Genomic DNA, 26,882 nt, shown 5'->3' on the forward strand with positions numbered 1-26,882 from the left:
CATGAACCAGACCGTCGAAACCTATTTCAAAGCCTTCAACGCAGGTGACGTTGATGGCATGCTGGCCTGCCTGTCCGACGACGTGGCCCACCATGTGAACGAAGGCCAGATTCGCGTCGGCAAAGAGAAATTCGCCGCCTTCTGCGCCCACATGAACCGCTGCTACCGTGAAAACCTGACCGACATCGTGGTGTTCGACGCCCAAGGCGGCACCCGGGCTGCGGCCGAGTTCATCGTGAACAGCACCTATCTGGAAACCGATGAGGGCCTGCCCGAGGCGCATGGTCAGACCTACCGCCTTCCCGCTGGGTCTTTCTTTGATTTGAAAGACGGCAAGATCACTCGCGTGACCACCTTTTACAACCTGGCCGACTGGACCAAACAGGTGTCCTGTGGCTGAGGTCACAGACGTCCGCCCCCTGACCGGAGCGGCGCTTGAGGCCGCTCTGGACGATGTGGCCCGGTTGCGCATCAATGTGTTTCACGCATGGCCCTATCTCTATGATGGGGATCTGGGCTATGAGCGGAAATACCTGCAAGCCTACCGCGACAGTGCCCGATCCATCGTGGTAGGGGCCTTTGACGGCGACCGTCTGATCGGGGCCTCAACCGGTGCGCCTCTGGCCGATCATGCCGAAGATTTTGCTGCGGCTTTTGACGGGTCAGGTGTGGATCTGTCGGATGTTTTCTACTGCGCCGAATCCGTTCTGCTGCCTCACTACCGGGGGCAGGGTGTTGGTCACAAATTCTTCGACCAGCGCGAAGCTCATGCCCGCGCTTTGGGTTTTGCGAAATGCGCCTTTTGCAGCGTGCAGCGCCCTGTCGACCATCCGATGCGACCAGAAAGCTATAGGCCTTTGGATGCGTTCTGGCGGGCACGCGGGTATGAACCCCTACCCGGTGTCGTGGCGCAGTTTTCGTGGAAGGATATAGGAGAAGACGGCGAGACGCAGAAACCGTTGCAGTTCTGGATCAGGGATCTGAACGCGTAGCTGCGCCTTTCGGTCTCAGCGTGTCTGTTTGCGGCTGAGAAGGCCGTACTTCACCGCCCATCCGCGAAAGGACCGGCGTTTGGGTTTTTCCAGTCGAACCTCGGATTTTGTCTGTGCCCCGCCTTTGCGATTGAATTCGAACACGTCAATGACACGCTCAGCGCAGCCGCAGGCCTCGCCCATACCGACCTTGGCGAAATAGAACTTTTCGAAGCTTTCGGGGTTTTGCATGGTGATCCTCCTGACCCTATTGAACCAAGTCTGGGCCGGCAAGCCAATTCACTTTCCCGTCGGGCCTGTGTCGGGTCTATACATATCGCGCGATCCTGTCCTAGGGTCGCGCCAATCCATTGCTGAAGGACGCAGCCCATGAAAGTCGCAACCGCCGCCTATGACCTCGACTGGCTCGACAGTTGGGCGCAATATGAGGACAAGCTGAGCCGCTGGGTCAGCGAGGCCGCCGGGCAGGGGGCCGAGTTGCTGGTCTTTCCTGAATATGGCGCGATGGAGCTGTCGACGTTGGACGGGGCCGATGTGGCAGGCGATCTGGAACGTTCGATCCGCGCGGTGTCGGACCGGATGGCCGATGCGCAGGCCCTGCATCAACGGCTGGCGCGCGAATATGGCACCTATATTCTGGGCGCGTCCGCTCCGGTTGTGGATGGACCGGGCCGCCCGGTGAACCGCGCCGCGCTTTATGCGCCCGATGGCCAGCAGGATCACCAAGACAAGCAAATCATGACCCGGTTCGAGCGTGAGGCTTGGGATATCGCCCCCGGCGGCCCGTTGAAACTGTTCGACACCAAGCTGGGCAAGATCGGCGTTCTTATCTGCTATGACAGCGAATTTCCCCTACTGGGTCACGCGCTCAATGACGCGGATCTGATCCTTGTACCTTCATGCACCGAGGCACTCTCAGGCTATTGGCGGGTGCGGATCGGTGCGATGGCGCGTGCGCTGGAAAACCAGTGTGTGACGATCATGGCGTCGCTGGTTGGTAAGAATGAGTGGTCCGAGGCCGTGGATATGAACACAGGCACCGGTGGCATCTTCGGCCCGCCGGACAAAGGGTTCCCCGGCACCGGCGTATTGGCTGAAGGACAGTTGAACCAGCCCGGCTGGACTTACGCCGATATCGATCTGTCGGCCATTGCAGAGGTCCGCGCCGATGGCCATGTGCTGAACCGAACCCATTGGGATGAGCAAACGCCCCGAGTCGAATCGGTCACAATCTCTGCTCTTTCGTGATTCCGGCCTTGAAATAAGCCCGAAATAGGCTCATTTAAGCGCACATCCTCGCAGATTCTGCGAGTGCAACGTAAATGTGGAGACAACATGGCCAAGGAAGATACGCTCGAATTTCCCGGTGTCGTGAAGGAACTCCTGCCTAATGCGACGTTTCGGGTCGAGCTGGAAAACGGCCATGAGATCATCGCACATACGGCAGGCAAGATGCGCAAGAACCGCATCCGTGTTCTGGCTGGCGACAAAGTTCAGGTCGAGATGACCCCCTATGATCTGACCAAGGGTCGGATCAACTATCGCTTCAAGTAACGCCTTTTCTCATGGCGTTTATCCTCGGATCGGGCAGTCCAAGGCGGCTGGACCTGTTGGCTCAGCTTGGCGTGCAGCCCGATGCGATCCGCCCCCCTGACATCGACGAAACGCCCCTGAAGGGCGAACTTCCGGTTCCCTATTGCAGCCGCATCACGCGCGAAAAAGTGCAGGCGGTGCAAGCGGATATCGATGACGTTACCCTGTGCGCGGATACCACTGTGGCGCTGGGCCGTCGTATTCTGGGCAAACCCGAAAACGCAGGTCAAGCGGCTGAGTTTCTGCACGCCCTGTCGGGGCGTCGCCACCGGGTGATAACTTCGGTCGCGGTGCGGCGCGGGGATCAGGTGCTGCAACGCGACGTGGTCTCACAGGTCAAGGTCAAGCGCCTGTCGGATGTTGAGATCAACGCATATCTGGCGACCGGAGACTGGCAGGGAAAGGCGGGCGCATACGCTATCCAAGGCCCCGCTGGCGCGTTCATCCCGTGGATTTCGGGCTCGTTCACCGGTATCGTCGGTCTGCCCCTGTCTGAAACCGCCGCGCTTTTGCAAGGTATCGGCTACCCCCTGTATCGTGAGGCATCATGAAGGGTCGCACCATCGTTCTGGATCATATCAATAGTCGTGAGGCTGCGGCACTGATGGTCGACGGCAAGCTGGATGATTTCCTGATCGCCGCCGATGCGCCTGCACCGGGCACGATCTACCGCGCCCGCGCGGATCGGCCCGTGAAAGGGCAGGGCGGCATGTTCCTGTCAACACCCGACGGCCCAGCATTTCTGCGGCAGGTCAAGGGCCTCGCCCCCGGTGCCCTGATTCTTGTGCAGGTGACGGGTTATGCCGAGCCGGGCAAAGCCCTGCCCGTGACCGACCGCATCCTGTTCAAAAGTCGCTATGCGATCGTCACCCCAGATGCGCCGGGCCTGAACATCTCGCGCTCGATCCGGGATGAGGACGAGCGTGACCGCCTGCTTGAGATCGCGCATGAGGTGATGGACGGCAGCGATTACGGCCTGATCCTGCGCTCGTGCTGCGCTGGTGAGGATGCGGGCGAGATTGCCGAAGATATCAGCGCCATGCTGGCCCATGCCGACGCTGTGGTAAACGACTCTGGAACCGAGCCGGAACTGCTGCTTGAAGGCGACGGCCCTCATGTTCTGGCCTGGCGCGACTGGACCGACCCGGCCGAGGTCGAAACCCGCGCAGGTAGTTTCGGCACCCATGGCGTGCTGGAGGCATTGGACACGGCCCGCGGTATCTCTGAGCCGTTGCCCGGCGGAGGGCACCTGTTCATCCAGCCCACCCGCGCGCTGGTCGCCGTTGACGTCAATACCGGTGCTGACACGTCCTTGGCCGCTGGAACTAAGGCTAATTTCGCCTGTGCGAAAACGCTGGCCCGCGCCTTGCGGGTACGCGGGTTGGGCGGGCAAATCACGCTTGATCTGGCGCCCATGCCCAAGAAAGACCGTCGAGGGTTCGAGTCCGCCCTGCGCGCCGCCTTCAAGTCCGATCCGATCGAAACCACACTGGCTGGCTGGACACCTTTGGGCCATTTCGAATTGCAGCGCAAACGGGCCCGGCTGCCGCTGAGCGAGGTGTTGAAATGAGCTGTCCGATCTGCGGTGAAGACACTGTCGTCACGTACCGCCCGTTTTGCTCGAAGCGCTGCGCGGATGTCGATCTTGCCAAGTGGCTGAACGGCTCTTACGCGGTGCCGTCTCAACGTGAAGAGGACACTGAGGCGGATGCCGAAGTCGACGAAACCGGTCATTCGCGTCCGCATTGAAAAAATGTAAAAAAGGCTCTGGACACTGCCAGTGGCAAGTCATAGAACGCCTCCACCCAACGGCAGTCGCCGTTCCCGTGCCCGGGTAGCTCAGGGGTAGAGCAGTGGATTGAAAATCCTCGTGTCGGTGGTTCGATTCCGCCCCCGGGCACCACTTAAATTAAACAAAAACAGATGCTTACTGAACTTAGCGCGCTTACGCCGAAGTGCATTTTCGCCCTTGGGTGACAATTTGGGTGACAGCCGACGAGTTTTGCACCTGATTTTCTTGTAAGCGGACATTGATGGACACCGCAGCGAAGGACTGCTCGGAGCCCAAACCGGAAGCGGTCCTGCGCTAAAGTTCGCAAGTGCAGCAACGCGAACGCCAAAATGGTTAGCCGTGCCGCAGTGAGAAAAGCAGACGTTCAGCCCAAACGCAGCGAAAATGACTATGCGGATGTCCGAGTTGCGGACGAACAAGACAGTCGGGTCGCAAGCCTCAACGTCAACAAACGGCCGATACTGTTGAAAAACTCCAAAATACAGAAAGCGGCGATTTTCGCGAAACGGCGACCAATCGAGAAAGTCCACTGCCACCATCATTGGCGGGCTTTGAGACGGCCGCCGGCCGCCAGCATCAGATGTTGGCCGACCCCTCAGCTGAAAAATTCTTCCGGGCCTGTACGGGCAATTTTTCACTCGGAACTGCGCAAAACAGGAGTTTTTCAACAAAATAGGCCCTTAACGGATTATCAGCAGACTTTAGCATTACTGCGGTCGCAATCCGCAAAGCCGCCATTCGCTGCGACAGGAAAAAGCAAAGCGAAAAGTCATCGATAGTCCAGCAGGACGGTAACCGGTTTCACTTCACTACGCCGAAATACGCCAGGTGCGCTCGCCTCGTTCCATCGAAAAAGAGTGATGTGCCAAAGGCCCGGGCGCCTTCGTGAGGGATCAATCAATCCGATATGCCCGTCTGCTCTGATCCGATCAGCAGCGAACCATGAGGACGGATCCCTACCGGCAGCTACGAGTTTGCGCCAGGGTTGACTGGCAAGCGCATAGATATCTGCGGCTTCGGGGCTGCGCAAATCGAACAACGCGCATCGTTCCACCTCGAAAGTCAACACAACCCGCGGGCGATCATCCTTCCTGACGTCCTGACCAATAGCGACTTTTGCGCTTTCGACATCAGGGCTCAGATACAAAGCGTCCTGCCCCCGGCGATTGAACCGGGCGGGTGGGCGATCCGGTGCGCCGCGCATGAGGTGAACGTCTGGGTCATCGGCCCAAACAATCTTTACGAATTCTCCGGAAACTTCTGTCAGCATAACGGGTGGCACTGATCGTTTGCGCGTCGCGTTATAGGAAAGACGCAGGGCGGCAGGGGTTTTCCTAGAAAAGAGAAGACGCATGATACCTTGATTGAAATCACCTACTCATGTTTCCTCGCATTGTGTTGCATTTCCAAAGGCCTCTCGCATGAAGGTTCCAAAGATCGCCCTCCTTGGCGCGATTCTCGAGTCAAATCGTTTTGCACCGCCGGCTGATTTGTCGGACTTTAAGTCTCTGACATGGCTTTCAGGCGATGCTTTGATGTCTGAAGCGAGATCCGCGACACCAAAGCTGGCAATAGAATTTGCAGCCTTTGTCAGGGCGATGGATGCTACGGGCGACTGGACGCCGGTACCCTGTATCTTGGCAGCCAGCCACCCGGCGGGTCCAGTACGAAAATCTGTAATCGAAGAGGTCATAGCGACTTCGGAAGACATGCTGCGCTCAGCTGGCCCTGTTGACGCAGTCTACATCTGCAACCACGGCGCGATGGTTGCCGAGCATGACCACGACCCTGACGGTTTGTTGATGTCACACATTCGGGGAGTTGTAGGACCGGACATACCTGTCATTGCGACACTCGATCTGCATGCAAATATCTCACAACGGATGGTCGATGCCTGTGACCTGATCGTCGGCTATCGGACCAATCCTCACGTCGATCAGATAGAACGTGGCGAGGAAGCCGCCTTTTCGCTGCGCCGGGTTTTGGCGTCGGGCGTCCGGCCCCAAACCGCGCATGTCAAACTGCCTCTTGTTCCGGCATCCGTGACCCTGCTAAGTGCTGAGCACCCGTATGGCACGCTGATCGACCATGGTCAGCGACGACAAGCCGAAGGTCGAGGTGAGATTCTAAACGTATCGATCTTCGGTAATTTCCTTTTCTCCGACACGCCCGACAACGGTCTGAGCATCGTTGTCACCGCGCGTGAGGACCAGAAGGCGGCCAATGCACTGGCGGAAGAATTGGCAGACATGGCCTGGTCATTGAGGAAGGATTTCGTTCGGAAACTGACATCCGTGACGGAAGCGATCTCAATTTCCGCTGACCAAGCGCGCACGCCTGTGATTTTCTCCGATGCCGGTGACAATCCTGGTGGCGGCGGCAGTGGCAGGACGACGGAACTGTTAGCCGCTCTTCATGCGGCAAAAGTCGAAGTATGCCTATTCGGTTCCTTTTGTGATCCGGAACTTGCGAACGAAGCCCATGGCATCGGTGTCGGCGGCAAATTCAGGGCACGATTCAACCGGTCTTCCGATTCCAGCGCTTTCTGGGCGCAATGGGATGTGCCTTTTGAGGCGGATGCAGAGGTCTTGGGTCTCCATAATGGAGATGTGGTAGGTGAACTGGGCATGACGGCAGGTCGGAGATTGGCCCTAGGGCCATCCGCTGCGCTTCGTATTGGTGGTATCACCGTGGTGGTGATCACCGATCGCACACAGACTGCCGACCCCGTGTTCTTTCATATGTTCGGGCTGGATATTGCGTCTGCCCGGACTGTTGTTGTGAAATCCAGAGGCCACTTTCGGGCCGGGTTTTCCAACTGGTTTGGGCCAAACCAGGTATTTGAGGTCGACACGGGCGGGCTTACGTCGCCAGTTCACGACCGCTGGCCGTTTGCGAATTTGCCACGACCGAACTTTCCGATGGACGTCGACACCTCGTGGTCGGCTAAGATGCTGCGCTAGACGGGCTCTGAGTATTTGTCCTGCGGCGTCGTCAACTTGACAAATTGCATGAACTGGCGGGCAAGCTGAGAAGGTGGCCTGCCTGATGGAAGTACAAAGCTCGTGTCATAAAAAATGGCGGCGTCAAATGGCCTGACGACGACACCTTCCATCCCTGACGACAACAACGGGAAGGGATTGATCAGCGTCACGCCCAAACCCTCGCGGACGAGCTCCAGTGCGGCCATGTTCGTTGCCGTTTCTGCGACTTGTTTCGGCCGAATTCCAGCGCGCGCAAAGATCTTTTCTGTGATCGCTCGCGTCCCCAGCCTTCGCAGAAACTCGATCAGCGCGACGCCTTCAAGGTCGTGCGGCGTCACCACTCGTTTTTCCGATAGCGGATGGTTGCTCGGCATGGCGCAGACCACCTGACTGCGGCGCCAAGGCATGAGATGAACACCAGTTCTTTGGATCATCGCACTCGTCAAACCAAGATCATAGCGGAGGTCGAGAATGCCGGCGACCAGCACGTCCGTGGCCTGAATATCCAATTGAAGCTGCTTTCCTTCATTCTTCTTGAGAAAACTGGCCACCCTGGAGATGACAAAGTGATGTGCCAGAGTCGGCGGCACGATCAGGCGTAACGGCTCGTTATCCGGAGTAGCCCATTCTGCGCCCTCAATGTCCGCCAGCGTCTCGAAAATTGGGTCCAGTTTTTCGTTGAGACGCAAGGCTTCGTCTGTTGGGTCGATACGTCCCGATCGCCGGAGAAAGAGCGATCGCCCAACACGGGCCTCGAGTTGTGATAAGGACCGGCTCACGGCAGACTGCGAAATCCCGAGACGCCGCGCGGCGCCGATGGTTGTCCCAGTCGTGATCACGGCTCTTAGCGACTCGAACTCGCGCAGTCTGTGTCTGTGTTCTGTCATGCTACATTACTCCCCCGGTACGAGCGGCTGAACATCCAAACTCTTGGATTGGTCTATGCAAAGACGCATAGCAATAAGTATTGGCAATGATTTTTGCGGTAGCTAGCCTTTTTTAATAGGGCGCGGGATCGGCCAAAGATTCGCCCATTCACAAGCGCCAAACAAACAGGGAGTCTTTTTGATGAGGAAACTCACATCTGCGACAGCCGTCGCTGTCAGCATTTTGGCTTTCGGCGCCAGTGCTGTTTCGGCCGAAAAACTAACGATCGGCCTCGCTTCGGAGCCGACGTCACTCGATCCGCATTTTCACAACCTGGGTCCGAACAACGCGATGTCCGTGCACATCTTTGACCGGCTGATCGCGCAGGATGAGAAGCAGCGCCTATCGCCGGGTCTTGCCGTGTCATGGGAGCCGATTGATGAATTGACTTGGGAGTTCAAGCTGCGTGAGGGCGTAAAGTTTCACGACGGAAGTGACTTTACGGCAGACGATGTAGTCTGCACCATGGCGCGCGCGCCGGACGTACCGAACTCTCCATCGGGATACGGCACCTATCTCAAGGGTAAGGAAGTCGTCAAAATCGATGACTACACGGTGCATTTCAAAACGGCCGCACCTTATCCGTTAATGGGCAACGACATTTCCACGATCCCTGTGATCTCAGAAGTGGGCTGCGAAGCAACGACGGAAGACTTCAACGCGGGTACGGCCACCATCGGCACAGGGCCGTTCAAGTTCCAAAGTTACACGCCGGGTGAAAGCATCGTGCTGGTACGGAACGACGACTACTGGGGTGATGCACCGATCTGGTCCGAGGTGGAATTCCGCCCAATCACGTCCGGTCCGAGCCGTGTTGCATCGCTTCTTGCCGGTGATGTGGACATGATATCGGGCGTACCAACGACCGATATCACAACACTTCAGGGCAATGACGGTATTCAGTTGAGCCAGGGCGTGTCCAACCGAGTGATCTATCTTCACATGGACCAATTCCGCGAGGATTCACCCTTTGTGAAGGCCAACGGTGGCGGCGATATCAAGAACCCCCTCATGGACGTCCGCGTCCGTAAGGCGATCAGCATGGCGATCAACCGCGATGCAATCGTTGAGCGTGTCATGGAAGGGGTTGCCCTGCCCGCCGGTCAGCTTCTGCCCGAGGGGTTCTTTGGCGTGTCTGACAATTTGGACGTCGTGGCCTATGATCCAGACGGTGCTAAAGCGCTTCTGGCTGAAGCCGGTTATCCCGATGGATTTGAAATGACAATCCATGGGCCGAATGACCGTTACATCAACGACGCCAAAATTGCCGAGGCAATTGCGCAAATGTTGACCCGTGTTGGCATCAAGACAGCCGTCGAAACCATGCCGCGTTCGGTATACTTTGGGCGCGCTTCCAAAGGCAGCCCAGAGGGTCTGCCGGAGTTCAGCTTTATCCTCGTCGGATGGGGCGCGGGGTCCGGCGAAGCGTCCTCGCCTCTCAAATCGCTGATCCACACCCATGACAAGGATGCGGGCTTTGGATCATCAAACCGTGGCCGACACTCGGATGCTGAAACCGACGCGTTGATCGAAGAAGCCCTGCGAACAGTCGATGACGCAAAGCGGCAGGAACTGCTCGCCGCGGCAACAGAGCGCGCGATCGAGAACGTGGCGATCATTCCGACGCACTTCCAGGTCAACACCTGGGCGGCCAAAAAAGGTCTGAGCTACATCCCTCGGACCGACGAATACACTCTCGCGACAGGCGTCGTGAAAGAGTAACCGCAATGCATCCGGGCCGCCTTCGCAGCGGCCCGCAGCCTTTGCCCAGGGAATGTCCTCATGACCGTTTTTGTCATTCGCCGATTGCTGCAAGCAATGCTTGTTGTCTTCCTGATGTCGGTGATTGTCTTTTTTGGCGTCAACATCGTTGGTGACCCGGTCTACATGCTGGTAAGCCCCGACGCGGATCAGGCTGACATCGAAGCGGCCATTCGACGGCTTGGATTGGATCGGCCTATTTGGGAACAGTACTGGTTGTTCCTCAAAGGTGCGGCACAGGGTGACCTCGGCGATAGCTTCGTCTTCGGTGAGCCCGCGCTCAAACTGATCCTGCACCATATGCCTGCCACGATGGAACTGGCCTTCAGTGCACTCTTTCTTGCCATCGTGATCGGAATTCCATTGGGGCTTTATGCCGGGCTCTATCCCGACAGCCCGCTTTCCAAAGGCGTTATGGCTGGCTCGATTCTCGGTTTCTCGCTGCCGACCTTCTGGGTCGGACTAATGCTCATCATGCTGTTTGCCGTAGAACTTAGATGGGTCCCTGCGACAGGTCGTGGCGACATCGGCTCGTTTCTTGGGATTCACAGCAGCCTTTTTACGCTCGATGGGTTGAGCCACATCTTCCTGCCTGCTCTCAACCTGGCACTTCTTAAGATTTCGCTGGCAATCCGTCTCACCCGAGCGGGTGTCAGGGAAGCGATGGGACAGGATTACGTTAAATATGCCCGGGCCAAAGGGCTTTCGACCCGACGCATCATTCTGGTGCATGTAATGAAGAACATTATGATCCCGGTAGTGACAGTCATGGGCCTCGAATTCGGCAGTTTGATCGGGTTCTCGGTGGTGACTGAATCAATCTTCGCGTGGCCGGGAATGGGCAAACTGCTGATCGACGCAATACTGCAATTGGATCGGCCTGTCGTCGTCGCCTATCTGATGATCATCGTACTGTTCTTCGTGCTGATCAATCTGATCGTCGACATACTTTACTCGATCCTCGATCCGAGGGTTCGTTTGCAGGATCAGGGCGCATGACCGACACCGTCACAGATCATTCGCTGACCACCGCCAAATCCCCTAAGGTCGAGACGCCGTTCCAGCGATTTCGGGCCGAGTTCTTCGAAAGCAGGATCGCGACAGCGGCGCTCGGCATATTCCTGATCATCGTTCTTTTGGCCATCCTGGCACCCTGGATCACACCGCAGAACCCCTACGATCTTGGTCAGGTCAGCGTCATGGATGGGCGCTTGCCGCCAGGTTCCGAAGCCTTCGACGGATATACAATGTGGCTCGGCTCGGACGGGTCTGGGCGCGATCTCTACTCGGCAATTCTCTATGGTTTGCGTATCTCTCTGACCGTTGGGCTTGCATCTGGAGTGATTGCCCTTCTGATCGGTATGGCGATCGGTCTGGTCGCGGCCTACGCTGGTGGCCGGGCCGAAGCGTTCATTATGCGCATCGTGGATCTTCAACTTTCGTTCCCGGCATCGCTGGTTGCGCTGATGATGGTTGCGGCACTTGGTAAGGGTGTCGACAAGATCATTCTTGCCCTCGTAATTGCGCAATGGGCCTACTACGCCCGCACGGTGCGCGCGACCGCGCTTGTCGAGCGTGGAAAGGAATATGTTGAAGCCGCACAATGTCTCGGCATTTCGCGTTCGCGGATCGTCTTTCGGCATATTCTCCCGAATTGCATGGCGCCTCTGATTGTCGTTGGCACGGTACAAACCGCCAGTGCGATCTCATTGGAAGCCACGCTTTCGTTCCTTGGCGTAGGACTTCCACAGACTGAGCCGTCGATCGGGGTGCTGATCGCAAATGGATTCGAATACATGCTTTCAGGACGCTACTGGATTTCCGTTTTTCCCGGCGTCGCGCTGTTAATGACGGTGGTGTCCATCAACCTTGTTGGCGACCATTTGCGCGATGTTCTGAACCCGAGGTTGAAGAGATGACTGAAGTACTCGAAGTCAGCGGGCTGAAGACCCACTTCTTCACGCACGCGGGTGTGGTCAAGGCCGTAGATGGTGTGGATTTCACCGTCTCCAAGGGCGAGGTAATGGGTCTGGTGGGTGAGTCCGGGTCGGGCAAGTCGATCACCGGGTTTTCCATCCTTGGGCTGATCGAACCTCCCGGGCGCATCGTCGATGGGTCAATCCGTTTTAATGGTGACGAGATCGCGAACGCACCGGAAGAGCGACTCAAGACCTTGCGTGGCAACCGAATCTCGATGATCTTTCAGGATCCGATGATGACGCTCAACCCGGTCCTGCGCGTCGATACGCAGATGATCGAGGCCATTCTCGCCCATGAAAACGTAAGCCGCCAAACCGCCTGGGAAAGAAGCCGTGATGCGCTTGGTTTGGTTGGCATCCCATCGCCGGAAGAGCGATTGCAAGCCTATCCGCATCAGCTTTCCGGTGGGATGCGGCAGCGCGTGGCGATTGCGACAGCCTTCTTGAACCAGCCGGACCTCATTATTGCCGACGAGCCGACGACAGCGCTCGACGTGACAATTCAGGCGCAGATCATCCACGAGGCACAGAAGCTGACGAAACGCACGGGAACTGCGATGATCTGGATCACGCATGACCTTGCCGTTGTGGCAGGGCTCGCGGACCGGATTTCGGTGATGTACGCAGGACGGATCGTTGAGCAAGGCGGTATCGACGATGTTATCGACCGTCCGTTGCATCCCTATACGGTCGGGCTTCTCGGATCGGTTCCGACGGCGAACCGGCGTGGGCAGCGTTTGTTCCAGATCGAAGGGATGACGCCAAACATGCTCGCCCTGCCTGAAGGATGCGCCTTTGGACCGCGTTGTCAGGCCCTAACGGCAGCGTGTTCCAAGCGCCCCCCGATTAAGGACGTGGATGGCCGCAGCCTTCGCTGTTTCAATCCGCAACGCACCAAGGAGACGACGCTTTGACTGAGCCGCTCGTTGAAATCCGAGGCGTTTCGAAGCGCTTCACCAAACGTTTGGACGTCGCGGGGAAAATCGCACAGCGACTTGGCGCAAACATCCGGGAAGAAACGGTCCATGCTGTCGATAACGTGAACCTGTCGATTCAAAAGGGTGAGGTTCTGGGATTGGTCGGCGAATCCGGCTGCGGCAAGTCCACTTTGGGACGTGTTGTTGCCGGCATTCACCCTGCAAGTGACGGACAGATGTTCTACGGAGGCAAAGATGTTGCGACGTTGAACGGCACCGACAAACGCGCGGCGACCCTCGCAATTCAGATGATCTTCCAGGACCCCTTTGCCAGCCTAAATCCGCGAATGCGCGTCGAAGATATCATCGGCGAAGCACCGCGTATGCATGGGATCGTCAGCAAAGCAGAGAGTGCGGAATACGTGGACGACGTGATGCGCAAGGTCGGCCTCGACCCGTCGCTCAAGCGGCGTTACGCGCATCAGTTTTCCGGCGGTCAGAGGCAACGGATTGGAATTGCACGTGCGCTCGCCGTGAAGCCGAAGTTCCTTGTCTGCGACGAAGCCATCGCTGCGCTGGACGTGTCGATCCAGGCGCAGGTTATCAACTTGTTCATGGATCTGCGCGAAGAGCTGGGCCTGACCTATCTGTTCATCAGCCATGACCTGAGCGTCGTCGAACACATCGCCGACCGCGTGGCGATCATGTATCTGGGCCGCATTGTCGAGAGCGCATCGACTGAGGAAATTTTTTCGGACCCGCGCCATCCCTACACGAAAGCGCTGCTTGCAGAGGCTCCGCGCCTTGATCAGCGCCGGCGTGATTTTGCCCCGATTGAGGGGGAAATTCCGTCGCCGCTAGATCCGCCATCTGGATGTACCTTCCACCCGCGTTGCCCCGTGGCGACCGCTGAGTGCCGCACCACTGTTCCTGAACTGAAAGCGGGGCGCGGCGGGCGCGAAACGGCTTGCCTGCTGGAACACGCCGAAACCGTTTGAACGAGAAGCTGGAGAGCCCCTTGAAAAACGCCGATCCGATCTGGGACCACGTCGACCGCCATCGTGATGATTTTATCGCCTTGTCAGATCGAGTCTTTGACACGCCCGAGACGCTTTATGCCGAGTACAAGTCCGTCGCCGAACATGTGCAGATGTTACGCGCTCAGGGGTTCAAGATAACAGAGAACGCAGCTGGCATTCCTACGGCCGTGATTGGCGAAGCAGGAGACGAGGGTCCGGTGATTGCCATCCTCGGTGAGTTCGATGCGCTGCCATATCTGAGCCAGGCGCCGGGTGTGGCTGAACATCAGCCGCTTGAAGAGGGCGGCAACGGGCATGGGTGTGGTCACAATCTGTTAGGGGCCGCCGCACTCTTGGCCGCGACGGCGGTGAAAGACTGGCTGGCCGAAAACGGCATCAAGGGCCGTGTGCGATACTATGGCTGCCCCGCTGAAGAAGGGGGCGCGGCCAAGACATACATGGTGCGTGAAGGACTGTTCGATGATGTCGACGCAGCCATCTCGTGGCATCCAGCGACCTTCACAGGCGTGAATGAGGCCAGATCGCTCGCAAACACCCGGATCGATTTCACTTTTCATGGAAAAGCTGCCCATGCGGCGGGTGCACCGGAATTGGGTAGGTCGGCGCTTGATGCGGTTGAACTGATGAACATCGGTGTAAATTACCTGCGCGAGCACATGCCCGACAGCGCCCGGGTGCACTACGCCTATCTCGATGCAGGTGGTGTTGCGCCGAACGTGGTGCAGGCCAAGGCCACGGTGCGCCAGCTCGTCCGCGCCAGTTCGCTACCCGACCTCGCCGATCTGGTTACGCGTGTCAGAAAGATTGCAGATGGTGCGGCGCTGATGACCGGAACGCAGGTCACAAGTCAGGTCTTTTCCGGCGTTTCAAACCTGCTTGGAAACCGTCCTTTGGAAGAAACCATGCAGCACGAGCTAGAGAAACTCGGACCCGTCGCCTTTGACGAGTCAGACCTCAGCTTTGCCCGTGAGATTCAGACTACATTGACCACGGCTGACATCAACACGACCTTCAAGCGGATCGGAGCTAAGCCCAGAAAGGATCTCGCACTCTGCGACTTCATCGCACCTCTTGATCGCCACAGCGATGGTGGCGAAGGCTCAACAGATGTCGGGGATGTGAGTTGGGCTGTTCCGACGGTTCAGGCTCGGGTCGCGACCTGCGCAATTGGAACGCCATTTCATACCTGGCAAACAGTTGCACAAGGCAAGGCACCCGCAGCGCACAAAGGCATGATCTACGCCGCAAAGGCAATGGCCGCGACAGCCTGTCGACTGGTTGAGGACCCGTCACGCATCGATGCTGCGCGCGCGACGCATCAAGACCATCTGGGCGAAACGCCGTACACATGTCCGATCCCTGCAGACGTGCGCCCACCTGTCTGAGGGAAAGTGAACATGACCCGCGCTGCTGCCATAGACAACGTCGCCGAATATTTTGACAGCGGTCGATTTGCAACCGATCTTAGCGAACTGGTTGCCCATGAGACGGAGAGCCAGACACCAGAGAAAGCGGCGGAACTTCCGCGCTATCTTGAAGAAGCCCTCGTTCCGCGCCTGCACAGTCTTGGGTTCTCCTGTGCAATACACCCGAACCCTGTGCCAGATGCAGGTCCTATCCTTGTCGCTGAACGCATCGAGGACGACACAGGCCCAACGATCCTGTCCTATGGGCATGGCGACGTGATCCGCGCCCAAACCGATCAGTGGCGCAACGGGCTTTACCCGTTTCGTCTTGTGGATGAGGGCGATTGCCTCTTCGGACGCGGTACCGCTGACAACAAGGGACAACACCTCATCAATTTGGCTGCGTTGAGCTCCGTCATCGACGCTCGTGGATCACTCGGCTTCAACATTCGAATCCTTATTGAAATGGGTGAGGAGATGGGGTCGCCGGGGCTGTCGGAGTTTTGCGCCACGCACAAAGAAAACCTTGCCGCGGATGTCCTGATCGCATCGGACGGACCACGCCTTCAGTCAGACACGCCGACGATGTTCATGGGTGCACGGGGCGGCAATTCGTTCGACCTCATCGTTGACCTTCGAGACGGCGCGCATCATTCCGGTAACTGGGGCGGTTTGCTTGCCGACCCCGCGATGATCCTTGCGCAAGCCCTCTCGACGATCACCGATGTGAGGGGCCAAATCCAAATACCAGAGTGGCGGCCGACCAGCCTAACCGAAGACATCCGGCATACCCTGCGCAATTTGCCGGTAGGCGGAGATGGCGGTCCGAAGATTGACGAAGACTGGGGCGAAGAAAGTCTGACACCGGCCGAACGGGTCTTTGGCTGGAACAGCTTTGCGATCCTCGCAATGAAAAGCGGTGTCCCCGAAGAGCCGGTTAACGCGATCTCGGGATATGCCAAGGCCGCCTGTCAGCTCCGCTTCGTTGTTGGCACCGATCAAGCCGGTATCCTGTCGGCCCTTCGTCGCCACCTTGATGCAAGAGGATTTCAGATCGTTAAGATCAAACCTCACGACCGCGGATTTTTCGATGCGACGCGGACATCGCCGGAGCATCCTTGGGTGTCGTTTGTCGCGCGTTCGCTGGAAGAAACGTCTGGAAAGCGGCCACATATTCTGCCAAATCTCGCCGGTTCCCTGCCCAATGAGGTCTTTTCCGATGTGCTCGGCCTCCCAACGATTTGGGTGCCTCATTCCTATCGTGGCTGTTCACAGCACGCGCCAAACGAACACGTGTTGAAGTCGGTGTCGCGTGATGCATTGCGGGCAATGGCCGGTCTTTTCTGGGATATTGGTGACCTTGCCAGGCCACTCTGACCGCGCGCCACAAAGGCTTTCATCCATACCTGGATCGGGCGGGTATCGCACTCCCGACTTTAACTGACCGCTTTGCGGACAAAACCGACTTTTGTAGCCACGACTATTGCTCATACTGAAAGTGCTTGCATCCGCAGCGGTAGATTTTTCGGTCGAGCAATGATTTCCGGTTTGCGGCCATTCTACTGGGCCAATCCAGCCCGAGTTCAAGCTATCCTTTCGGTGTAATCAGCGTTGAAAATTGAACGCCAGCGAAGCGGGTTCCCAAAAAGAAAAAACGAAATTCAGTTATGGAATTTTTATAACTTACACGATTAGCAAAAACGACATCGGGTCGCTGCCAGGAGAGAAAAAATGAGGAAACAGGTTTGACTGATTCCCAGTCCATTGAGCACTTCTCATGCACGAACGCCGAATACCAGAATGGCTTCGCCATGCGCCAGCACCCAGCGTGCAGGGATTCGCCATTCTGGCGGGAACGGAGGCGATTGCCAGGGGTATTTTGATTTCTGTCTTTCCGGTAGCGATATACAACGCGCTGAAGGATGCGCGATTTGTATCCGAAATTTATTTCGCCATTGGCGCGGTATCACTCTTGATCGGTCTTCTGGTTCCCTACCTGATCCGGTTTGTCCCACGGAGATGGGTCTATGTGTTCGGCACTCTTTCGTACGTCGCGGGTGCGGTTGTGACGACCGTTGCGACCCCTGCTGCCGTTATTGCGGGGCTCGCACTCACGACTTTCGCCGTTGTGACGACATTTGTGTGCTTCAACGCCTATGTACTCGACCATGTTGCCAGGATTGAACTGGGACGTTTTGAGACATCGCGGCTTTTTTACAGTGCGCTGGGTTGGACGGCTGGGCCTGCACTTGGCGCGATATTGTACGAATGGTGGCGACCTGCGCCGTTCCTGATTGCAGCCGGTTCGGCGATTGTCATGCTGCTCATCTTTCTTGTTATGCGCCTCGGAAACGGCAGGCTCATCACCAGAAGCCAAAGCGCTCCCGCAAATCCGTTCGCCTATTTCGGGAGGTTTTTTGCGCAACCGCGATTGGTTGCCGGATGGGTATTCGCGGTCGTTCGTTCCTGTGGGTGGTGGATTTATGTCGTATACCTGCCCATCTATGCGGTTCAGAACGGGCTAGGCAGCCAACTAGGAGGGATTGCTTTGTCGATTTCCAATGCCGCCCTGTTTTGCACCCCGCTGATGCTTCGGTTTATGCAGCGCAGTTCGGTGCGCACAGTAGTCAGAACCGGATTCCTCATGTCCGGGCTGCTATTTCTATTTGCTGGAGTTCCATTCGGAATCCCTGAAGTCACAATCGCGTTCTTAATGATGGGCTCGATTTTCCTGATCTTGCTCGATGTTTCCGCAGGTTTGCCGTTCCTCCTCGCAGTCAAACCTTCCGAACGAACTGAGATGTCAGCAATTTACGCGAGCTTTCGCGATGTTTCGGGTATTATTACACCTGGTGCCGCCTGGCTGGTTCTTCTCGTGGCACCGCTCTCTGGTGTGTTCGCCGCGGGTGGTGCAGGTTTGCTTTGGACGTGGGTTCTGGCTCGTAAGCTGCACCCCCGGCTGGGTCAGACACGCATATCAGTCGAAAGTACTTCAATGGAAGCTGGTAAAGTTGCTGCTGATATGGTGAGCCTGCCAAACTTAGCCCATGAGAAATCAGTCGCCAGTCGCTTACCGACGGATACATAATAGAGGCCAGCCATTGAGTGACCAAAGCAACTCAGGCGTCAGTACCGTGCGGAATTCCAGGATTAAGCAGAGGCGTTGGACTACAAGAAATGCCATTTAAGCGAGAATGTTAAAGGCAAGCCTAACTCTTTCGACTCTGTTTTATACACGAAAGGAATCGTTAGCCTTGTAGTCTCGGACTCTTAGTCAAACGAGTACGAAAATCATCACCGAAACGCCGGGCCATGTGCCCAGACCGTCAACGAATACCGATCACCATTCTCAACCGGTGTCACTTGATGCAACAAAAAGCTTGGAAAGATGGTCGCGCTCCCTTGATACCGGCTGGCCGTTACAGCATAAGCGCCCGGCATTATCTCCAAGTCTCCGCCGTCGTACATTCCGGGTTTGCTGAGTTGAACCACCAGCGACAGCTTTCTTTTTCGGGCAACAGGCCCGTCGCCGATATCGGAATGCCACGCAAAATGACCACCATCTGATGCTTTATAGCAGGCAATCTGCGGACTTTCGGCGAACTCGCTCAGATCAAAGCCAAACTTGTCGGTGTTGGAGCGACGGACAACATTGATCAGGCGTGACATCACCCAATCAGAGCCTTCGACGTCGTCCAGCCAGGTCACATCCGCTCTGCGCAGATTATGATCCTTGTTTTGCCCGACAAGCAGAGCCTCGTTCGCCGGGGCTTTTTGTGATGCAGCAACAATCTGCTCACATTCCCGCGCGGTAAATGCACCGGGAATCGAATGAACTTCCAGCATTCTGTACACCATTTTTGATTGGAACTGGATTTTGCCAAAACGCACAGATGGCGCTACGCTGTTTTCGACCTAAGAGGCTGAAAGCGACGTAATTTTTCTACAATCTCAATTGTTTTGGGTCCAGGAATCCGGATTTGGAATTCACCCTAGACGTTCTCGGATCCCAAACGGTATACGATGTGCGGCTATCGCCTGCTATTGGACCTTTCAGCGAGTTGCCGAGGTTTATTCCACGCTGGCTTAAGGTCATTGCGATGGCGCGTACCGTGATGGTCGCCCGGGAGAAAAGCGGACATTCGGCTGTTCCGCAGCATAAGACAGATTGGGCTCGGAGCAACCGTTCGCCGCAACCCTTAAACACGACTACTTCGCGGACAACCTTGCCATCCGCTTCATTTTTCTCATTGTCTGCTAGTGGCGTACGACCGACATCTACGCTTTCCCCGAAAAAGGGGATGGTTCTTCTGCTGCCATTTGGTGCAAAGAAGGACGTCTTCGCTCCTACTGACGGATTTGCAACGTGTTGAAGCTCATCAAGAATGCGCGCCTCTATTCACCTGAACCTGTTGGTTTGGGCCATATTCTCACTGCGGGTGAACGCATCATTTACCTCGGCAGCAATAAACCCGAATTGCCTGTCCAGCTTCAGGCAGAGATCATTGACGTCGAAGGCGCAGCGGTTGTTCCGGGTTTTATTGATGGGCATGCGCATATAACTGGCGGTGGCGGTGAAACCGGACCAGCCAGTCGGGTGCCGCCGCTTGTCCTGTCCTCTTTCACGCGTGCCGGTGTCACTTCAGTCGTTGGAGTATTGGGCACGGACGATCTGACCCGCAACACGCAGACGCTGGTGCAACAGGCCTATGGGTTGCGCGAAGAAGGACTTTCAGCCTGGTGTCACACCGGTGGCTATCACGTCCCACTGACCACCCTCACCGGTTCAGCCCGTGGAGACATTGTGTTCCTTGATCCGGTCATCGGTGTTGGGGAACTGGCGATCAGTGATCACCGGTCGAGCCAACCGACATTGGACGAGTTTCTGCGGATCGCAAGCGAAGCGCATGTCGCAGGCCTGATGACTGGCAAGGCGGGGATTGTGCATTGCCATATGGGAGATGGCGAGCGAGGGCTGTCAATGTTGGAACAAGCTATCGCGACCTGCGAAATCCCCGCACGCGTCTTCAATCCAACCCATGTCAATCGCAACAAACCACTCTTCGAACAGGCCGTGGCGCTAGCACGGCACGGATGTTACATCGACGCTACCGCATTCCCCTGCGGACATGTCGAGCCGGGCATCTCTGCTACTGAGGCCTACATTCAGTTTCGCGATTTGGGCGGTCACGCCGACCGGTTCACCATCAGCTCTGACGGTGGTGGCTGCCTGCCCGCCTTTGACCATGAAGGCAATCTGACACGGTTTGGTGTGGGTTTGTCGGACACTTTGCCGGACACGCCGCGCGAACTCACCAACAGAGGAGTACCAATGCCCGAAGCGCTGGCTCCGCTGACCTCAAATGTCGCCGACCTGCTGAAGCTGCACCAAAAAGGTCGTCTGAACGTGGGTATGGACGCTGATTTGGTCGTTCTTGACGAAAACACTGCCGTGCGGCATGTGATGGCCCGGGGGGAATGGCATGTACGCGACGGCCAGATAGCCCGACGCGGCATGTATGAACAGGTTTGAGCGTCCGCGCGGTCCCCGGTGGCTGCCCGCTATAGCACCGGAAGGTAGTTAAGATATGTGCCCTGCACCCGTTGATGCAGAAACCCCGCGCGGGTTCATCATTCCGATCGGCGGCGGTGAAGACCGCGTAAAGGAAATGCAGATTCACCGAAAGTTCGTAGAACTGTCCGGCGGTGCCGACGCTGATATCGTCGTAATCCCGACAGCCTCGATGCTGGAAGAAACCGGACCGGACTATAACCGCATCTTTTCCGAGCTTGGTGCAGGCAAGGTTGAATTCCTGCCTATCTCGCGCCGCGCCGATTGCGACAACCTGGATTACGCGGGGATGCTGGATCGTGCTACCGGAATTTTTATGACCGGTGGGAACCAGTTGCGCCTGTCAGCGATTCTTGGAGGCACGCTGGTCGCCCAGAAAATCCGGCGCCGAAACGCGGCAGGGGTGCCGGTTGCAGGAACATCGGCCGGTGCTTCGATCATGTCCGAGCATATGGTAGCAGGTGGTAGCAGCAACTCTGGTCCAGCCGAAGGTAACATCACGCTGGCTCCCGGTATGGGTCTGACCAACGCCGTCATCATTGATCAGCACTTCACCCAACGCAACCGCCTGGGTCGATTGCTAACCGCTTCATCTTTTAACCCATTTCTAATCGGATTGGGCGTTGACGAAGACACGGCGGCCTTCATTGGGCCCGATAACGTCTTTGAAGTAATCGGCAGCGGAACGGTTACCGTGGTGGATGCCAGCCATTTGACCCATTCTTCGATGTGGGATGCCCGTCGCGGCGAAGCACTCAGCCTTCTTGGACTTCGGCTTGACGTTCTGGGTGAAGGGTGCCGTTATGATCTGACGGCTCGCCAGGCTTTTCCGCCAGATGAGCATATGGCGTTCTGCACATTGCCGGATCTGTCCGAGGATGAGGCCGCCAACGGGGGGAAACAATAAGCTAACCAACGGGGAGCCTCATGAAAATAATCTCGACCAATATCTTTGTCGGCCCGAATGTCTGGGCAAGTTTTCCGGTCATTCGCCACGTCATTGATCTGGGCGTTCTGGAAGATTGGCCTTCGGCCAAAATTGGTTCCGAGTTTATTGATGCATTGACCCAGGCCCTTCCCGGTCTGGCGGAACATGGCTGTTCCTACCGCGAACCCGGTGGTTTCATCCGCCGATTGCGCGAAGATGAAGGCACTTGGCTTGGTCATGTTTTGGAACATTGTGCCATCGAAGTGCAGAACGTGGCCGGTTCGGATGTAACCTTTGGCCGCACGCGCGGCACAGGCGAACCCGGCCAATACAACATGGTTTACGAATACCGCCAGCGCGATGTTGGTCTGGACGCAGGCAAGCTTGCAATGCGGCTGCTGATGCATCTATTGCCGCAATCCCTCAAGGAACAGGTGGACTACGACTTCGACCCGGAATTCAACTGGGATGACGAGTTGCGTAGCTTTGTGCTGCGGGCGCAGCGCAAGGAGTTTGGTCCCTCAACCGGCTCATTGGTTAAGGCCGCGCAAGAGCGTGACATCCCTTGGATCAGGCTGAATTCTGGGTCACTGGTTCAGTTCGGGCACGGTAAATACCAGAAACGCATTCAGGCAACCATAACCTCTGAGACCAAGCATATCTCGGTCGAGATTTCCTGCGACAAGGAAGACACCCACAATCTGCTGAACGATCTGGGCCTGCCTGTGCCGCAGCAACGCATGATCTATTCCGCGCGTGAAGCCGTGCGCGCCGCCGCGCGGATCGGGCACCCGGTGGTGGTCAAACCGCTCGATGCCAATCATGGGCGTGGTGTTTCGATCAACCTGAACTCGGATGAAGAGGTCGAGGCAGGCTTTGCCGAAGCCAAGGAACATTCCCGCAGCCGCGCCATTCTGGTGGAAAGCTTCATCACCGGGTTCGATCACCGGATGCTGGTGGTGAACAACAAGCTGGTCGCTGTAGCCAAGCGCGTGCCGGGCCATGTGGTGGGCGATGGCACGCACACGATTGCCGAACTGGTCGATATCGTGAACGAGGATCCGCGCCGTGGCATCGGGCATGAAAAAGTGCTGACCATGCTGGAGATCGACAATCAGGCCAACCGCCTGATGGAAAATGCGGGCGTGACGGAAGAAACTGTGCTGCCTGACGGCGAGGTCTTCTATCTGCGATCAACCGCGAACCTGTCGACTGGCGGCACGGCCATAGATCTGACGGATGTGGTGCACCCTGACAACCGTGACATGGCCGAGCGTGCCATCATGGCCGTCGGGCTGGATGTGGGCGGCGTCGATTTCCTGATCGACGACATCACCAAATCCTACAAGGATATCGGCGGCGCGATTGTCGAGGTGAACGCCGCCCCTGGTTTCCGGATGCACGTGGCACCGTCCGAAGGTCAGCCGCGCGACGTGGCGGGCAAAGTGATCGACATGCTGTTTCCGGCCACCGAGGAAACCCGCATTCCCATCGCGGCAATCACCGGAACCAACGGCAAGACGACCACTTCAAGGATGCTGGGGCACATCATGAAAACCAGCGGCAAGACCGTTGGCATGACCTCGACCGATGGCGTTTATGTTGACGGCAAGCTGAGCGTGAAGGGCGACATGACGGGACCTAAGTCGGCACAGATCGTTCTGCGCGACCCGGCTGTCGATTTTGCGGTGATGGAAACCGCACGCGGCGGACTTGTGCGCTCGGGTCTGGGCTATCAGCGCTCGAACGTAGCGGCCTGCCTGAACGTCTCGGCAGATCATCTGGGTCTTGGCGGCATCAACACGGTTGAGGAACTGGCCGTTGTCAAACGCGTGGTGGTGGAAAGCGCCACCGACACGGCAGTTCTGAATGCCGATGACATCAACTGTTTGAAAATGGCCGACTATGCCGGTGCAGATCAGATCTTTTATGTCACCACCAATCCGGGGCACAGCCTGGTCAAGGAACATATCAAGGCAGGCGGCAAGGCAATTGTGCTTGAAAAGGGCATGAATGGTGACATGCTGACCATTTATGACAACGGTCTTCATATCCCGGTGCTGTGGTCGCATCTGATCCCGGCGGCATTGGAAGGCAAGGCCATTTTCAACGTCCAGAACGCGATGTTCGCCGCCGCGATGGCCTATAGTTTCGGAGTGGATCTGGACAATATCCGCCATGGGCTGCGCACCTTCGACACCAGCTATTTCCAGGCACCCGGGCGGATGAATGTCTATGACGAGCATCCCTTCAAGGTGATCCTCGACTATGGCCACAACCCTGCCGCGCTCAAGGCGATGGCGGCTCTGGCCGATCAGTTGGAGGTCAAGGGCCGAAGGCTGTGCGTTGTTGCGATGCCCGGCGACCGGCGCGATGAGGATATCATCGACGGGGCCGCCGCATTGGCCGGGCATTTTGATCATTTCATCTGCAAGGCAGATGACCGCCGCCGGGGCCGTGGACACGACGAAATACCGCAAATGATGCGGCAGGCCCTGATCGACAACGGCGTCGATGATGCCGCGATCACGATCATCCCGGATGAGGTCGAAGCGGTGACTGCAGCGTTGGAACGGGCCGCACCGGGCGATCTGCTGGTGATTTTCGGTGATGACACAACGCGCTGCTGGAAGCAGATCATCTATTTCAACTCCGATAGCGAAGCGCCGGTCACAGAGGCTGCGCCGGTGGCAAGCCCCATCGACACCTCGTTCGAGGACATGTTCGAAAGCGACCAGAACCTGATCCGGGATGCGCGCGGCGTGCGCCTGGCCCGCGACATCAGCGAAGACGCGGATTAAGCGGGGGTACCGGAATGGACCGGATAGAAGAGCTTGAAAACGCGCTGACAATTGAAAGCGCGTACGCCGATCATGTCCGGGTAGACGATGCCCGACGCTTGACTGGGCCGGGACTGTTGTGGAACCGCCCCGGCGCGGTGATGGATGTGTTTTTCACCGATACCGGCACCGCGCAGGTCACTGCTTTGTGGGAAAAACACGCGCGCCGCGTGCTGGACGCACTTGGCTGGCAGGATCAGGACGTAACCCACCGCAGTTTCACCGGTGGCGTCAATCTGGCGATTTCAGCACCGATGGATCAGCTCTATTCCGCTATCTTCGCGGTGCAAACCGTCTGGCATTTCTGTGCTGCCGAACTGTTGGCATCCGAGCCCGGCGATTTCGATCAGATGGTTGCGGATGTCAAAAGCGTTATGGAGAAAGAAGCCAATCCCGCGCTGATCGCCCTGATTGCGGCAGCAGAAGCGCATGGTGTGGATATCCTGTGCGATGATGACGAAGTGTCGATCGGGCACGGTACTGGCAGTCAGACCTGGCCGGTCGATGCGCTGCCTACCCCCGATGACTTGGACTGGTCGGCTCTGCACAATATCCCGGTGGCCTTCATAACCGGAACCAACGGCAAAACAACCACAACCCGTTTACTTGAGGCGATCGCGCGCGCTTCGGGCAAGGTTGCCGGGCTGACCTCGACCGAATTTGTGCGGGTGGGAGACGACATTCTCGACCGTGGCGATTATTCCGGCCCCGGCGGCGGGCGAATGCTGTTGCGTGACAAAAGGCTGGAGGTCGCCTGTCTGGAAGTCGCGCGCGGAGGAATCCTGCGCCGGGGGCTGCCGACCCGCGCGGCAACGGCAGCGGCGGTCACCAATGTGGCAAACGACCATCTGGGGCAATACGGGGTCAACACGGTGCCGGAACTGGCTCAGGCCAAATTCGCCGTGCATCGCACGCTGGCCGAGGGTGGCGTGCTGGCACTGAATGCCGATGACTTGTATGTCCGCGCAGAAGCGGAAAATACATCCGCAAATATCTGGTGGTTCTCGCTGGATGCGCAGAACAACCTTGTCCGTCAGGCGCGTGATGCGGGCAAGTGCTGCGCCTATGTGCAGGAGGGAGATATCGTCTTTTTCGACGGTGCGGTCGAACAGGTAGTCATTGCAGTTTCCGATGTTCCCCTGACCATGGGCGGCGCTGCGAAATACAATATCCTGAACGCGCTGGCGGCCCTGTGCCTTGCCTTGGCACTGGACTTGCCCGTTCAGGGGGCTCGGGATGGGTTGGCCGGGTTCAAACCCGACGCCAAGGACAACCCCGGACGCTGCAACGAGTTTAGTTACAATAATGCGCGTGTTTTTGTGGATTTTGCGCATAACCCGCATTCGATTTCGGCCGTTTGCGATGCGCTGTCAAGCCTACCGGCGAAACGGCGTTACATTATGCTCAGCCATGCTGGCGATCGGTCGGATCAGGATATTCGGGACGTTACCGCGACGGCGTTAAATTTCCAGCCCGACGTGGTCGTCGCAGCCGAACTGGAAGGGTATTTAAGAGGTCGCGGATTGGGAGAAATCCCGGACCTGATCAAAAAATCCGCCTTAGAACAGGGATATGACGCGCAACAAGTCCTGAGAGCATCTTCGCCCTCTCTAGCTGCCTCGATGATATTGGAAAAGCTGGAACCGGGTGATCTTGCCTTGCTGTTGGTCCTGTCCGAACGCGACGCCGTGCTCGCGATGCTCGACGGATAAACAGAGCCGGGTGCCGGTGTCACGCAGTTGTAGCTAGCACACGGCGATGTAAGCGCGCGCAAATGCAAACAGGCAGGGAAGTATGCACCAAAAATGTTGCACCTTCGACCTGAGACCGATCGGAGGCGGACTACGGTGCAGAACCCGCCAAGTGATCGTTGCGCAGTATCCGGTACTTTGGGCTCAGTGGAGACTTTGAGTGAATTCCACTCAACGACCGCAGTGCGGAAAATGCTGTCGTTCTGTGCGAAGCAGCAGGCCCTCGAAATTGACTCCGAGCCGACATCCACAAATTGACTCAATTGCTGCGGATGCAGCCCGCTTAGCCATCATGCGTTGCGATGGTGGTAATACTTCTTTTGCGAGCGACCACAAAGCTGACGAACTGGCGCGAACGTCGCACAGGAACCCATTTCTTCCGTAGAATTTGGTACAACGA

At 57.2% G+C, this 26,882-nt stretch carries 24 protein-coding genes and 1 tRNA gene; 21 read left to right on the forward strand and 4 right to left on the reverse strand.

Translation table 11 applies throughout. From position 1 onward, the window contains the following. The first annotated feature begins 1 nt into the window (after position 1). Together ACR3E7_RS17900 and ACR3E7_RS17905 are read left to right on the forward strand one after the other, a co-directional pair. The gene (locus ACR3E7_RS17900) at positions 2–400 is read left to right on the forward strand and encodes a ketosteroid isomerase-related protein (protein ID WP_480504846.1); all 399 of its coding nucleotides are present in this window, start codon (positions 2–4) and stop codon (positions 398–400) included. Continuing rightward, positions 393–992: a GNAT family N-acetyltransferase gene (locus tag ACR3E7_RS17905; protein WP_480504844.1), complete on the forward strand. Its 600-nt coding sequence runs from the start codon at positions 393–395 to the stop codon at positions 990–992. The genes ACR3E7_RS17900 and ACR3E7_RS17905 overlap by 8 nt, the downstream gene beginning before the upstream one ends. Before the next feature lie 15 nt (positions 993–1,007). Here the strand turns inward: ACR3E7_RS17905 and ACR3E7_RS17910 are convergent, their stop codons facing one another. After that, positions 1,008–1,223: a hypothetical protein gene (locus ACR3E7_RS17910; protein ID WP_170774005.1), complete on the reverse strand. Its 216-nt coding sequence runs from the start codon at positions 1,221–1,223 to the stop codon at positions 1,008–1,010. A gap of 138 nt (positions 1,224–1,361) precedes the next feature. On the opposite strand from ACR3E7_RS17910, the gene ACR3E7_RS17915 reads away from it, so the two are divergent. From ACR3E7_RS17915 to ACR3E7_RS17940, 6 genes are all read left to right on the forward strand, one after another. Next, positions 1,362–2,240 (forward strand): carbon-nitrogen hydrolase family protein, encoded by an 879-nt coding sequence (locus ACR3E7_RS17915; protein ID WP_480504842.1) that lies wholly within the window; start codon positions 1,362–1,364, stop codon positions 2,238–2,240. Positions 2,241–2,327: 87 nt separating this feature from the next. Next, positions 2,328–2,546: a translation initiation factor IF-1 gene (gene infA, locus ACR3E7_RS17920; RefSeq protein ID WP_005978431.1), complete on the forward strand. Its 219-nt coding sequence runs from the start codon at positions 2,328–2,330 to the stop codon at positions 2,544–2,546. Between the two features lie 11 nt (positions 2,547–2,557). Continuing rightward, positions 2,558–3,136 carry a Maf family protein gene (locus ACR3E7_RS17925; protein ID WP_480504840.1) on the forward strand — a complete coding sequence of 193 codons (579 nt, stop codon included), beginning with the start codon at positions 2,558–2,560 and terminating at the stop codon, positions 3,134–3,136. Then, the gene (locus ACR3E7_RS17930; RefSeq protein WP_480504838.1) at positions 3,133–4,155 is read left to right on the forward strand and encodes a ribonuclease E/G; all 1,023 of its coding nucleotides are present in this window, start codon (positions 3,133–3,135) and stop codon (positions 4,153–4,155) included. The genes ACR3E7_RS17925 and ACR3E7_RS17930 overlap by 4 nt, the downstream gene beginning before the upstream one ends. After that, positions 4,152–4,334, forward strand: coding sequence for a DNA gyrase inhibitor YacG (locus tag ACR3E7_RS17935; protein ID WP_480504836.1), 183 nt, complete (start codon positions 4,152–4,154; stop codon positions 4,332–4,334). The genes ACR3E7_RS17930 and ACR3E7_RS17935 overlap by 4 nt, the downstream gene beginning before the upstream one ends. A gap of 79 nt (positions 4,335–4,413) precedes the next feature. Beyond that, positions 4,414–4,488 (forward strand) — tRNA-Phe (locus ACR3E7_RS17940). 658 nt (positions 4,489–5,146) lie between these two features. Here ACR3E7_RS17940 and ACR3E7_RS17945 read toward each other — a convergent pair. Continuing rightward, a complete protein-coding gene (locus tag ACR3E7_RS17945; RefSeq protein WP_171711833.1) occupies positions 5,147–5,647 on the reverse strand; it encodes an RES domain-containing protein in 501 nt (166 codons plus the stop codon). Between the two features lie 151 nt (positions 5,648–5,798). Here ACR3E7_RS17945 and ACR3E7_RS17950 point away from each other — a divergent pair, with 151 nt between their 5' ends. Beyond that, positions 5,799–7,340 carry a M81 family metallopeptidase gene (locus ACR3E7_RS17950; protein WP_170387143.1) on the forward strand — a complete coding sequence of 514 codons (1,542 nt, stop codon included), beginning with the start codon at positions 5,799–5,801 and terminating at the stop codon, positions 7,338–7,340. Here the strand turns inward: ACR3E7_RS17950 and ACR3E7_RS17955 are convergent. After that, the gene (locus tag ACR3E7_RS17955; protein WP_170387145.1) at positions 7,337–8,248 is read right to left on the reverse strand and encodes a LysR family transcriptional regulator; all 912 of its coding nucleotides are present in this window, start codon (positions 8,246–8,248) and stop codon (positions 7,337–7,339) included. The two genes, ACR3E7_RS17950 and ACR3E7_RS17955, sit on opposite strands and share 4 nt — an antisense overlap. A gap of 181 nt (positions 8,249–8,429) precedes the next feature. On the opposite strand from ACR3E7_RS17955, the gene ACR3E7_RS17960 reads away from it, so the two are divergent. The 8 genes from ACR3E7_RS17960 (at position 8,430) to ACR3E7_RS17995 (ending at position 18,479) form a co-directional block, all read left to right on the forward strand. After that, positions 8,430–10,010 carry an ABC transporter substrate-binding protein gene (locus ACR3E7_RS17960; protein WP_170387147.1) on the forward strand — a complete coding sequence of 527 codons (1,581 nt, stop codon included), beginning with the start codon at positions 8,430–8,432 and terminating at the stop codon, positions 10,008–10,010. A 60-nt stretch (positions 10,011–10,070) separates the two neighbouring features. Then, on the forward strand, positions 10,071–11,048 hold the full coding sequence (locus ACR3E7_RS17965) for an ABC transporter permease (RefSeq protein ID WP_170482633.1): 978 nt from the start codon (positions 10,071–10,073) through the stop codon (positions 11,046–11,048). Further along, positions 11,045–11,968, forward strand: coding sequence for an ABC transporter permease (locus ACR3E7_RS17970; RefSeq protein WP_480504833.1), 924 nt, complete (start codon positions 11,045–11,047; stop codon positions 11,966–11,968). The genes ACR3E7_RS17965 and ACR3E7_RS17970 overlap by 4 nt, the downstream gene beginning before the upstream one ends. After that, positions 11,965–12,942, forward strand: coding sequence for an ABC transporter ATP-binding protein (locus ACR3E7_RS17975; protein ID WP_170387152.1), 978 nt, complete (start codon positions 11,965–11,967; stop codon positions 12,940–12,942). Before ACR3E7_RS17970 ends, ACR3E7_RS17975 begins: the two co-directional genes overlap by 4 nt. Next, positions 12,939–13,943 carry an ABC transporter ATP-binding protein gene (locus ACR3E7_RS17980; RefSeq protein WP_170387154.1) on the forward strand — a complete coding sequence of 335 codons (1,005 nt, stop codon included), beginning with the start codon at positions 12,939–12,941 and terminating at the stop codon, positions 13,941–13,943. Before ACR3E7_RS17975 ends, ACR3E7_RS17980 begins: the two co-directional genes overlap by 4 nt. 20 nt (positions 13,944–13,963) lie before the next feature. Then, the gene (locus ACR3E7_RS17985; protein ID WP_170387156.1) at positions 13,964–15,370 is read left to right on the forward strand and encodes an amidohydrolase; all 1,407 of its coding nucleotides are present in this window, start codon (positions 13,964–13,966) and stop codon (positions 15,368–15,370) included. Between the two features lie 12 nt (positions 15,371–15,382). Next, a complete protein-coding gene (locus ACR3E7_RS17990; protein ID WP_170555235.1) occupies positions 15,383–16,768 on the forward strand; it encodes a M20 family metallopeptidase in 1,386 nt (461 codons plus the stop codon). Positions 16,769–17,168: 400 nt separating this feature from the next. After that, positions 17,169–18,479 (forward strand): MFS transporter, encoded by a 1,311-nt coding sequence (locus ACR3E7_RS17995; RefSeq protein WP_480504830.1) that lies wholly within the window; start codon positions 17,169–17,171, stop codon positions 18,477–18,479. 206 nt (positions 18,480–18,685) lie between these two features. Here the strand turns inward: ACR3E7_RS17995 and ACR3E7_RS18000 are convergent, their stop codons facing one another. Then, positions 18,686–19,237 carry a 2OG-Fe(II) oxygenase gene (locus ACR3E7_RS18000; protein WP_170733995.1) on the reverse strand — a complete coding sequence of 184 codons (552 nt, stop codon included), beginning with the start codon at positions 19,235–19,237 and terminating at the stop codon, positions 18,686–18,688. A 520-nt stretch (positions 19,238–19,757) separates the two neighbouring features. Between ACR3E7_RS18000 and iadA the strand changes: the two genes are divergently transcribed. The 4 genes from iadA to ACR3E7_RS18020 are packed head-to-tail and all read left to right on the forward strand — an operon-like array spanning position 19,758 to position 26,443. Beyond that, the gene (gene iadA, locus ACR3E7_RS18005; RefSeq protein WP_480504828.1) at positions 19,758–20,924 is read left to right on the forward strand and encodes a beta-aspartyl-peptidase; all 1,167 of its coding nucleotides are present in this window, start codon (positions 19,758–19,760) and stop codon (positions 20,922–20,924) included. 55 nt (positions 20,925–20,979) lie between these two features. Further along, positions 20,980–21,870, forward strand: coding sequence for a cyanophycinase (locus ACR3E7_RS18010; RefSeq protein WP_170621274.1), 891 nt, complete (start codon positions 20,980–20,982; stop codon positions 21,868–21,870). Positions 21,871–21,890: 20 nt separating this feature from the next. After that, positions 21,891–24,692 (forward strand): cyanophycin synthetase, encoded by a 2,802-nt coding sequence (gene cphA, locus ACR3E7_RS18015; protein ID WP_480504826.1) that lies wholly within the window; start codon positions 21,891–21,893, stop codon positions 24,690–24,692. Positions 24,693–24,706: 14 nt separating this feature from the next. Continuing rightward, the gene (locus ACR3E7_RS18020; protein WP_480504824.1) at positions 24,707–26,443 is read left to right on the forward strand and encodes a Mur ligase family protein; all 1,737 of its coding nucleotides are present in this window, start codon (positions 24,707–24,709) and stop codon (positions 26,441–26,443) included. Positions 26,444–26,882: the final 439 nt, after the last annotated feature.

It is taken from the genome of Ruegeria sp. BK1, assembly GCF_056535645.1.

Excerpts from the sequence above, each read along its gene's own strand:
- ACR3E7_RS17910 (WP_170774005.1), bottom strand. The coding sequence starts at position 1,223 with ATGCAAAACCCCGAAAGCTTCGAAAAGTTCTATTTCGCCAAGGTCGGT.
- ACR3E7_RS17975 (WP_170387152.1), top strand. The coding sequence starts at position 11,965 with ATGACTGAAGTACTCGAAGTCAGCGGGCTGAAGACCCACTTCTTCACG.
- ACR3E7_RS17950 (WP_170387143.1), top strand. The coding sequence starts at position 5,799 with ATGAAGGTTCCAAAGATCGCCCTCCTTGGCGCGATTCTCGAGTCAAAT.
- ACR3E7_RS17925 (WP_480504840.1), top strand. The coding sequence starts at position 2,558 with ATGGCGTTTATCCTCGGATCGGGCAGTCCAAGGCGGCTGGACCTGTTG.
- ACR3E7_RS18010 (WP_170621274.1), top strand. The coding sequence starts at position 20,980 with ATGTGCCCTGCACCCGTTGATGCAGAAACCCCGCGCGGGTTCATCATT.
- ACR3E7_RS17930 (WP_480504838.1), top strand. The coding sequence starts at position 3,133 with ATGAAGGGTCGCACCATCGTTCTGGATCATATCAATAGTCGTGAGGCT.
- ACR3E7_RS18020 (WP_480504824.1), top strand. The coding sequence starts at position 24,707 with ATGGACCGGATAGAAGAGCTTGAAAACGCGCTGACAATTGAAAGCGCG.
- ACR3E7_RS17945 (WP_171711833.1), bottom strand. The coding sequence starts at position 5,647 with ATGCTGACAGAAGTTTCCGGAGAATTCGTAAAGATTGTTTGGGCCGAT.
- ACR3E7_RS17995 (WP_480504830.1), top strand. The coding sequence starts at position 17,169 with ATGCACGAACGCCGAATACCAGAATGGCTTCGCCATGCGCCAGCACCC.
- ACR3E7_RS18000 (WP_170733995.1), bottom strand. The coding sequence starts at position 19,237 with ATGCTGGAAGTTCATTCGATTCCCGGTGCATTTACCGCGCGGGAATGT.
- ACR3E7_RS17965 (WP_170482633.1), top strand. The coding sequence starts at position 10,071 with ATGACCGTTTTTGTCATTCGCCGATTGCTGCAAGCAATGCTTGTTGTC.
- ACR3E7_RS17915 (WP_480504842.1), top strand. The coding sequence starts at position 1,362 with ATGAAAGTCGCAACCGCCGCCTATGACCTCGACTGGCTCGACAGTTGG.
- ACR3E7_RS17970 (WP_480504833.1), top strand. The coding sequence starts at position 11,045 with ATGACCGACACCGTCACAGATCATTCGCTGACCACCGCCAAATCCCCT.
- cphA (WP_480504826.1), top strand. The coding sequence starts at position 21,891 with ATGAAAATAATCTCGACCAATATCTTTGTCGGCCCGAATGTCTGGGCA.
- ACR3E7_RS17935 (WP_480504836.1), top strand. The coding sequence starts at position 4,152 with ATGAGCTGTCCGATCTGCGGTGAAGACACTGTCGTCACGTACCGCCCG.
- infA (WP_005978431.1), top strand. The coding sequence starts at position 2,328 with ATGGCCAAGGAAGATACGCTCGAATTTCCCGGTGTCGTGAAGGAACTC.
- ACR3E7_RS17955 (WP_170387145.1), bottom strand. The coding sequence starts at position 8,248 with ATGACAGAACACAGACACAGACTGCGCGAGTTCGAGTCGCTAAGAGCC.
- ACR3E7_RS17900 (WP_480504846.1), top strand. The coding sequence starts at position 2 with ATGAACCAGACCGTCGAAACCTATTTCAAAGCCTTCAACGCAGGTGAC.
- ACR3E7_RS17990 (WP_170555235.1), top strand. The coding sequence starts at position 15,383 with ATGACCCGCGCTGCTGCCATAGACAACGTCGCCGAATATTTTGACAGC.
- ACR3E7_RS17960 (WP_170387147.1), top strand. The coding sequence starts at position 8,430 with ATGAGGAAACTCACATCTGCGACAGCCGTCGCTGTCAGCATTTTGGCT.